The following is a 7,993-nucleotide window of genomic DNA, read 5'->3' on the forward strand; positions in this document are numbered from 1 at the left end:
TGACGCACCAGAAAATCAAATTAATTGCATTTACCAAAAATTCTTTTCAATAGGATCTGAACCAATCAGAAAATCAAAATTACCTTCACCCCTGCTTCTCTTCAATGTTTCCATGATTTTTTTAGGGTCATCATGGGGGCCATTGACATAAAATGGTTTCCCATCACGACCACATTCAATACGTATTGTCCCATCCCATTCTCCGATGTGCGAACGCGATTTAGAAAAGTCTTTGTGTGGTTGAAACCCTAAGCTTTCTGCATATTCGCAAGCACTAAATATCATCCCTTGGGCTACTTCAAGGGGAACCTCTTGTGGTTTCCCAGGAAATGGCTCGAATAGTGATTCTGTAAATTCTTTAAATTTTATCCTGTCTACTGTACGTGGTGAGATGGTATCTTTAACACCTAAGCACCATATATCTAAAAGGTAGCTACAGACCGTGATTTGATTGTATCGAGCAACTCTTGCAATAACTACCAATCCTAAACCGCGATCAATATCGTCATTGTTTTTTACAGGTAGGATTTTTGTCAGCAGATTTTTGATGCTGTTTTCTGGCGGGATTTTCGGTAACAATTGGATAAGACTATCGCTTGCTAAACACTGATATACAGGGTCTAGTTCTCCTTTGGTCAATCTATCTAATGTGGTTTGCTGTGCTTGATTTTGAATCGCTGCATTCACTTCTGACACTTTAAGACCCAATTTTCGGGCTATCTGTTTAGGTGTTAAATTCAATGCCCGTAAATCCATTATTTCTTGTTGTTGTCTTCCTGTCATAAATTACTACTTTCTACAAACAACTGGAGCAGAAATATATTAAACCAAAACAAGATTTTATTAATTTAATACCACAACCAATCACAGAAAGCATTGCTTCTTTGTTGCCTTAATCTCTAATTTCCAACTCCAGAACCTTCAACAATTTGTCTTCCAAAGCTGTCAAATAAGTCCGATTCAGCCTCCCCAGCGACTCCAAAAACTTCTGCACCGACTCCTCCAGCCCACTCGAATACACTCGATTGATGCGATCGCAAATCACCCGTATCTGCTCACACTCGGCAGGCAGGTAGTCGAAGTACTTCAGATGTTGCAAGCCAATGGTGTACTCGCCATCCCACATTCTCACCGTGCAACTAAACTCGTTTACTGCGCTGACAATTGCCCAGCACCCGCCCTTGCCTCTAAGTTCGGGGTTGTCCTTTGTGAGGATTTGGCAGACTTCACCCAACTGGTAGGTATTAGGTACTTGGGTACGCTCCATTATGCGCTGCACAACATCTTTCACGATTCTACCAGTTGGTATTTTCCCTCCAGCAAGTTCTACTGCTTTTAGCCACACTTCCTGCTGTTCCTGGGGTTCAAGCTTTGTCATGGGTCGAACTTGGCGCTCACTCGTGGGCAGAATTTGTGTCCCATTGGTTGTCAAATTCTCATTTTCCACATTTTGACAACCAATGGTTGTCAAATTTTCGTAAACACCAGCTGCGGCAATCAAGTAATTTGACTGTTGGCGACTATGAGCAAAGCGATCGCGGCAATATTCTTCAAAGGTTTTATGCGTGGAGCGATAAAGCCGTCTGTCCCTCAATTCCGTCAGCGCTTTCCCTGCCTCAAAAAACGCTCTTTCCACACGGCGCTCTAGGTAAAGGCGATCGCGCTGTTCTTCCTCTGTCAATTCTGGAACTTCAACAGCACTAATCGTAATTGTTGCTGAACCTGGATCTTCTTGCTGGGAGATATCCTCGTTTGCAGAGTTAGCAGATGAAGTTGAATCGGTAGATGCGGCAGAGGTGGCTTTGTTGCGTCTAGAAGGTGGTTTAGGCATAATTCCACCTTTCTAGTTCAATAAGATTTTCTCAGAGTCAACTGCAACGTAAATTTTGGATGTGACAGATAAGTGCGTAGACGTAGCCCAACCTAGACATTGCTCCATAAAGGAGACTAGAGGTAGAAATAAAAGATTGATACTAAGGGAATCAATCATCAAAACGCACCCCTAAATCTAATCCTAAAGCTTGTTCAATCCCGCGCAGAGTTTCTTCAGAAATCCACTGTCTTTTTTCTTGTTCTATTTGATACCAATAAGCAGTAGAAATTCCTGCTGAGGTGGCTAAAACCTGCACTGATCTTCCATCTTTTTCCCTTGCCTCTTTAATTTTTTGAGATAAATCTGGGATTGTAACTTTTATCTGTCTAACAACATCCATCAACATTGGTGTACACGCCTCCATAATTCTAAACTTGTTTTGTATTCTAAAAGTATACACCAGTTGACAACTGCTGTATACAACAGTAGTATAAAAGATATAAATAGAGAAAGCGCCCCCGACTCGCAATCTGAAGCGCTTTCCGTCCCGTTAGGAACTGATTTATTATGACCCACATTATCTACAGCCAACAACAGCTGCAACTGAAATCCATTGCCCGACTCAAGCAAATTTACAGCGAAATAGCCTGCACAGTCGAAGTAAGCGACAAACGCTGTAAGGATTCTTGGATTACTGCCATTGTTAACTATCAGGCAAGCAAGATTCAGAAAATCGCCCCTGCTACCCCCGACGAACAAGCCCTCGCCCAAGCCGAACTCGACAACTACATCGCCGACCAAGCCCAAGCCGTAGCTCCCGAACCCCTCACAATAGTCGAAATCTCGTTTTCTGATTACGAATATTATGCTGATGACAAACTGGTAGCCAGCATCAGCCATGACGACAATCACTTAACGCAACGCTGGGTAGTCATGATCAATGATAAAGAAATATTTCGTGCCAATACTCTAATGCGTTGCGATCGCTTCATCTGCACTCACTACAAAGATGGCTCATTACCTGTGCAGGAAGAACTTGCAACACCATGCGCTACTGGTAACGAAGTCATGGCGCAGATTTCCGATGAATGTGAAAAGTACGGCTTTGAAATCCTCGATGATGGCATTTACAACAACAATATCAAACTAGGCGAAGTAGGGCAGACTGACAGTAACTGGTGGTTAACACGCGCAACAGACGAAACCCAGCGCATAGCCTGTGATTCTGCAATGGATGTAGTGCAATCGCTATCGATGGTGAACGTGTCTACTGGTGGTAAATCCATTTTTGATGAATATTTTTTAGACCAACCGTTAGAACAGCTAACTGGCAATAAATTGCAACGACTGCTGGAAAGAGCGGAGTTAGTCACAGCGTAAGTCTTGGGCTTCGCCTGGGAAAAGGTTAAAGGGGAAAGGTAAATTTCTTCATTCCCTTCCCCTTTGCCCTTTCCCCCTTTCCCTAATTATTTATTCACCAATCCCCAATTAAATCTATGAAAGCCACAATATCCATTCCCCAACACTGGGCATACCCTCGCTTTACTTTGGAACAGCGTACAGAACAAGGCACAATTCTGGGACTTTACTACTACCCATCTGGTACAGAATTAGCTGAACAATTTGATGATGGCTGGCGTTATGTGCTGATGCCTAACAAGAATTCTGATGAAATATCGTACTTGAAAGAGGATCAAATCCAACCGTTATCTCCACAGGAATTGTTCACGCAAATTACCGCAGAGATTGAGTTTTATCAAAGTCAAATAGCGATTCTGCAACAACAGTTAGCAGCCATCACTGGAGGTAGCACCAATGGCTAATTCTATAGACAGCTTTGACCGTAGAGCTAATCATTTGCTGCGTTCGATTCGACTTTGCGGTGGTTGTGTTCCTCTGCATCGTCTGCAATTCCAATTCTCCGATTCAGTAATTCAAACACTGCTGGATAAAGAACTGGTGCAAGTGCAGAATACGGGACGCGGTTTTTTGTTGGAGATTTCCGAAGATTTTTAGGTTATTAATCCCAGAGGACACAATCATGAAACTTTACGCGAAAACCATTCCACATACTTTACCTGATTGGGCAACCACCGTTACAAAGAACGCAGATTTGTTTGAGGTTGAAATTAACGATGAACACCCCAATTTTCAATCTCTGCTTGAAGAGTTAGAAACCGAGATTGAGCCAGGAACTTTTGGTGTGAAAGCGGAAGAGTTATGTTCCAGGCTGGGCATCGAAATGTCTAACCCCAACCTCCACCAATTAGTTGAACAAGCTCAAACTCTAATATCCCTTATTGCTACGCACCCAGACTACAGACAACTGTTGGACTTGGGATATACCCCTGATTTAAACATTGCCGATGCTCAAACTGCACTGGCTTATTTGGAATGGGAATTAGAGGGGAATCGAGAACCTTCTAAATAGAAAAAAAGCGTTCACCTAAAGGAATGCCATTACTTTAGGTGAACGCACGGAAGTTTTTCTCCCGCTACAGAATTCCCATTATTGCACACAGGAAAAACTGGGGCAATGTAAATCACAAATCAAGATTCAGAATGATTTTACTTCTGAATCCTCAATTAATCAGATAGGAATTAGCCATGAAAGTCATCGTTACAGTAGTCGAAAAAATCACCAGTGAAGCGCACATAGATATCCCTGGTGGACTGAATAAATCCGCAATTAAGCAGTACATAGTAGACCGCTACAACACTGGGGAAATGCAGACTGAGATGAACATTTTTCAAGTTGACTTTGAATCTATTAGCGCTCGGATTGTACAAGGACAGGCAGACACCAATTCTATCTCTTCAGAGAAGGAGGCAATCAGATGAGTATCAAATGGACTGATGAAGAACTAGCAATTATTGAGGCAAAAGCTGAAGTCTATACAGTCAAACAAATAGCTTCAATCCTAAAAAGGCGAGGATATCAACGCACACCAGTTGCAATTTACCTGAAGTTAAACAACTTAGGTTATTCAGCCCGTCCCACTCTTGATAATTATAGCTGCCAGGAAATTGCTCAAGTCCTTCAATTGAATTTCTCAACTGTTACAAGGTGGGTAAAAAGAGGATGGCTCAAAGCTACAACACGCTCTGCTAGACATTACCAAATTCGGAAATGGCATCTTAAGCAGTTTTTTGATAACCCACCACAATCAATCAAAAAACGCATTGCTGCTCTTGATGTTGAAGCCATTAATTATTTATTAGGGAGACGAGTATGATTGACCACATTAACGCACTCAAAACAAGTTGGTATCTCTCCCCACCTTGGGGACAAACAATTCCACCTGTTGAGGTGAATTTACTGGAGAGAGTTTACCTACGAACCAACAGAACATTTGGCTACTGCTGCGGTATGCAATGGAAGCATGAGTGCTGGATTTATTCAATTGATTGCCGTAATGAAATACTCCACGCCACACAAAACCAAATCATCGGGACTGGAGAATTAGAATCCATCACTGTGCAAAAACCCGCTTTTGTTTTGGGCGAAAGAGTAATCCTCTGTTCGCACGATAAAGGAACAAAACAACGGCTGATTTTGGGGATTGCGCTGGTGCATAATTCTTGGTTTTACCTCGTTGAATTGATGTCACCAACGTTAATTAAGACACCAACTATATCGAATCGCTTCTCCCTGCTTGGTGAAAAAAGTTTGGTGCGGGTAAATGTTTAAAGTCTTGAAATTTACTTAGGAGTCGAACAGGATGAGTTTACCTTTAAATCAAAATGTTTTAGTCGAGTCTCCATCATTGAGAACTTCTGCACTTTCTAACCTAGATGATTCTCGTGCCCAAGAAGTTCTCAGCAAAGCAAAGGCAATAGTGTTCGCTGTATGGAACGGTAGCAGCTGGGCAACTACTGCACAAATAGCGGAATATTTTTCAGTTACAGAGTCCGCAGTCAAAGAACTAACAAGAGTAAATCAATCTGAATTCCAAACCCAAGAAACTAAAACCCTTGCTGGGAAGGACTTACGTGATGCTCGACAGACACTCTGTCTACCATCTAGAACTTCCCAAATTAGAGTTTTTTCGGCTTTGGGTGCATTAAGGATCGCAATGATCTTGCAGCAATCTCAAGTAGCAGCGCAAGTTAGAACCATCATTTTAGACTTGGTTGCAGCAGTTCCCAGCATCATTCCTCAAACTCCTGCACCTGTTCCTGCCCTCCCCCCAGTTGAACAGCGATTGCATACTCTTGTCCTGGCCATGAAAACTTTAGCTGAGTTAACTGGTGGCAGACTCAACCCGTACATGGAACAGCAATTTAAAGACTATGCCGGGAACCTTCTGGCAGAACACAACAGAAAATTGTTAACCCCATCAGAAGAACGCTGGTTGGGGGTTGTCAACTTTGCAGAGAGCGAACTTGGAAAGAAAGTCCCCCTGAGCGGCGCTCACTATCGCGGACACTTGGGTACATGGGTGAGAACATTCTACCCGCATCTGGGCGATCGCCAAGAGACGCGATTGGTTAACGGTGTTCAACAGCCCATCTATGTCTACGCTTGTCACGAGCCGGCTGTTGCGGCTGGGTTGACCAAAGCTATAGAAGAGTTCTTTGCTCATCCGAGTCCTGGTGCAGCGCTAAGGCAGGCGGGAGCTTTCGCTAGTAAGAAAGCTGTAGTTACTGCTTAATGGTCATTGGTCATTGGTCATTGGTCATTGGTAATTGGTCAAGCAGAGCGATCGCCAAGTAATCAAGAATTAAGACTTTTACAACAAAGGTAAATTTTACCTTGAGGGGAAAAGATATGGAACTCGGCTACTTCCAGAAAGATGTACTCATTGAAAAACTAGCTAAGAAATTCTACGCGATTCAAGGCTATGTAGTCCCCGAATCATATCGGATGCAATCAAACAGCACATCGTTGGACTTTATAACAGTGGCGAAATGACTCTTGATTTAAACATATTTCAGGTTGATTTTGAATCCATCAGCGCAACGATTGTTCAACAACCCCAGGAGATAGCATGAGACTCACAACTCTACAAGGCCATTACCAGTGCATTGTTATAGATCCTCCCTGGTTCTACAGACTTCGTTCTAAAGACAAAACTCACCGCAACCGCATCCCCTATCAACCAATGCGGACTGAGGAAATTCTGGCTCTGCCCATTCCCGAATTATGCGGCAGCAATGGCTGTATCCTCTGGCTATGGTTCACGAACAATCACATGATCGAAGCGGCTCAATGCTTGCAAACATGGGGATTTGAACTCAAGACTATTTTGACTTGGGAAAAAGTCACCAAAGATGGCACTAAAACACATCTAGGTGTCGGTCATTGGTTGCGGAATTCGACTGAACATTGCGCTTTGGCTGTTCGTGGGAATGTGAAGGCTTTTGCTGGACGGACACTCACAAACCAGTCAAGCATTTTACACTCACCCCGTCGTGAGCATTCACGTAAGCCCGAACAGTTTTTTGAACTTGTAGAAAAGCTGTGTCCTGATATGACCAAGCTGGAGATGTTCGCACGTTCGTCTAGAGTTGACTGGGATTGTTGGGGTGATCAGGCGGATCTGTTTGATCAGCTTAATGCAGAAATTGATAACAATACTTCATTGAGTGCTTAATTAACGCTAATTTCGGCACTCAAAACTTGCTGAACCTTGAAAATCAAATATCAAACAATTCTAATTTTCTGACGGTGTGTCATCTGCTGTCTGATAAATAGAACGCAATTCATCCACAGTATCTGCTGTTTCTATTGCTGCCAAGATTGATTCCAGCAATCTGAAATCTTCAAGAAGCTCAATTTCAGGTAATAAGTTTTGTCCAGGTGTTCCAAATTTGAGTTTTAATCCCAAAGCTATGCCTTTTAATAAAGATTCTATTCGAGCAATTCTCTCAAAACTAGTAACGTACTGCATACGCAGTTGTGCCTCCAATTGTTCGACTTCTCTTTTAAACTCTAGTTCTAAATCCAATGGTAACGTTAGCATCCAATCAATAAAAGCCAAAAGGTTAACAACAGCCTCGCGTTCAAACCCTTGCTCATACAACCGACGCACTAAATTCAGTTTTGATTGTTTCCTTTGCGACCTATTACTGCGGGTTTGCACTGCTGCCAAGTGAGCCATTACCACTGTAGCAAAGGGGTTTCGACTGGCTTCTAGCTCCGACAACTTTTGCTGATAGTCTAGCAGCTTGATTACA

At 42.8% G+C, this 7,993-nt stretch carries 13 protein-coding genes and 1 pseudogene; 10 read left to right on the forward strand and 4 right to left on the reverse strand.

What is annotated here, in order from left to right:
• Positions 1-30 precede the first annotated feature (30 nt).
• From A4S05_RS01020 to A4S05_RS01030, 3 genes are all read right to left on the reverse strand, one after another.
• Entirely contained in the window at positions 31-783 is a 753-nt protein-coding gene (locus A4S05_RS01020; protein WP_069067987.1) for a hypothetical protein, read from the reverse strand.
• Between the two features lie 109 nt (positions 784-892).
• The gene (locus A4S05_RS01025; protein WP_069067988.1) at positions 893-1,831 is read right to left on the reverse strand and encodes a hypothetical protein; all 939 of its coding nucleotides are present in this window, start codon (positions 1,829-1,831) and stop codon (positions 893-895) included.
• A 151-nt stretch (positions 1,832-1,982) separates the two neighbouring features.
• Positions 1,983-2,237: a helix-turn-helix domain-containing protein gene (locus A4S05_RS01030; protein ID WP_225892776.1), complete on the reverse strand. Its 255-nt coding sequence runs from the start codon at positions 2,235-2,237 to the stop codon at positions 1,983-1,985.
• Positions 2,238-2,380: 143 nt separating this feature from the next.
• Here A4S05_RS01030 and A4S05_RS01035 point away from each other — a divergent pair, with 143 nt between their 5' ends.
• The 10 genes from A4S05_RS01035 (at position 2,381) to A4S05_RS01075 (ending at position 7,410) form a co-directional block, all read left to right on the forward strand.
• Positions 2,381-3,193 carry a hypothetical protein gene (locus A4S05_RS01035; protein WP_069067989.1) on the forward strand — a complete coding sequence of 271 codons (813 nt, stop codon included), beginning with the start codon at positions 2,381-2,383 and terminating at the stop codon, positions 3,191-3,193.
• 116 nt (positions 3,194-3,309) lie between these two features.
• Entirely contained in the window at positions 3,310-3,636 is a 327-nt protein-coding gene (locus A4S05_RS01040; RefSeq protein WP_069067990.1) for a hypothetical protein, read from the forward strand.
• Positions 3,629-3,829, forward strand: coding sequence for a hypothetical protein (locus A4S05_RS01045; protein WP_069067991.1), 201 nt, complete (start codon positions 3,629-3,631; stop codon positions 3,827-3,829). Before A4S05_RS01040 ends, A4S05_RS01045 begins: the two co-directional genes overlap by 8 nt.
• Before the next feature lie 25 nt (positions 3,830-3,854).
• Positions 3,855-4,244 carry a hypothetical protein gene (locus tag A4S05_RS42880; protein WP_256090771.1) on the forward strand — a complete coding sequence of 130 codons (390 nt, stop codon included), beginning with the start codon at positions 3,855-3,857 and terminating at the stop codon, positions 4,242-4,244.
• 176 nt (positions 4,245-4,420) lie between these two features.
• On the forward strand, positions 4,421-4,654 hold the full coding sequence (locus A4S05_RS01055) for a hypothetical protein (RefSeq protein WP_069067992.1): 234 nt from the start codon (positions 4,421-4,423) through the stop codon (positions 4,652-4,654).
• On the forward strand, positions 4,651-5,049 hold the full coding sequence (locus A4S05_RS01060) for a MerR family transcriptional regulator (RefSeq protein WP_084226927.1): 399 nt from the start codon (positions 4,651-4,653) through the stop codon (positions 5,047-5,049). Before A4S05_RS01055 ends, A4S05_RS01060 begins: the two co-directional genes overlap by 4 nt.
• Positions 5,046-5,504 (forward strand): DUF1392 domain-containing protein, encoded by a 459-nt coding sequence (locus A4S05_RS01065; RefSeq protein WP_069067993.1) that lies wholly within the window; start codon positions 5,046-5,048, stop codon positions 5,502-5,504. The genes A4S05_RS01060 and A4S05_RS01065 overlap by 4 nt, the downstream gene beginning before the upstream one ends.
• Positions 5,505-5,535: 31 nt before the next feature.
• The gene (locus A4S05_RS01070) at positions 5,536-6,468 is read left to right on the forward strand and encodes a hypothetical protein (protein ID WP_069067994.1); all 933 of its coding nucleotides are present in this window, start codon (positions 5,536-5,538) and stop codon (positions 6,466-6,468) included.
• Positions 6,469-6,584: 116 nt separating this feature from the next.
• The gene (locus A4S05_RS41205; RefSeq protein ID WP_176726881.1) at positions 6,585-6,728 is read left to right on the forward strand and encodes a hypothetical protein; all 144 of its coding nucleotides are present in this window, start codon (positions 6,585-6,587) and stop codon (positions 6,726-6,728) included.
• 76 nt (positions 6,729-6,804) lie between these two features.
• Positions 6,805-7,410: an MT-A70 family methyltransferase gene (locus tag A4S05_RS01075; RefSeq protein ID WP_069067995.1), complete on the forward strand. Its 606-nt coding sequence runs from the start codon at positions 6,805-6,807 to the stop codon at positions 7,408-7,410.
• Between the two features lie 60 nt (positions 7,411-7,470).
• Here A4S05_RS01075 and A4S05_RS42885 read toward each other — a convergent pair.
• Positions 7,471-7,993: pseudogene (locus A4S05_RS42885) on the reverse strand (cytosolic protein); the annotation flags it as partial.

This window comes from Nostoc sp. KVJ20 (genome assembly GCF_001712795.1).
Taxonomy (GTDB): Bacteria; Cyanobacteriota; Cyanobacteriia; order Cyanobacteriales; family Nostocaceae; genus Nostoc.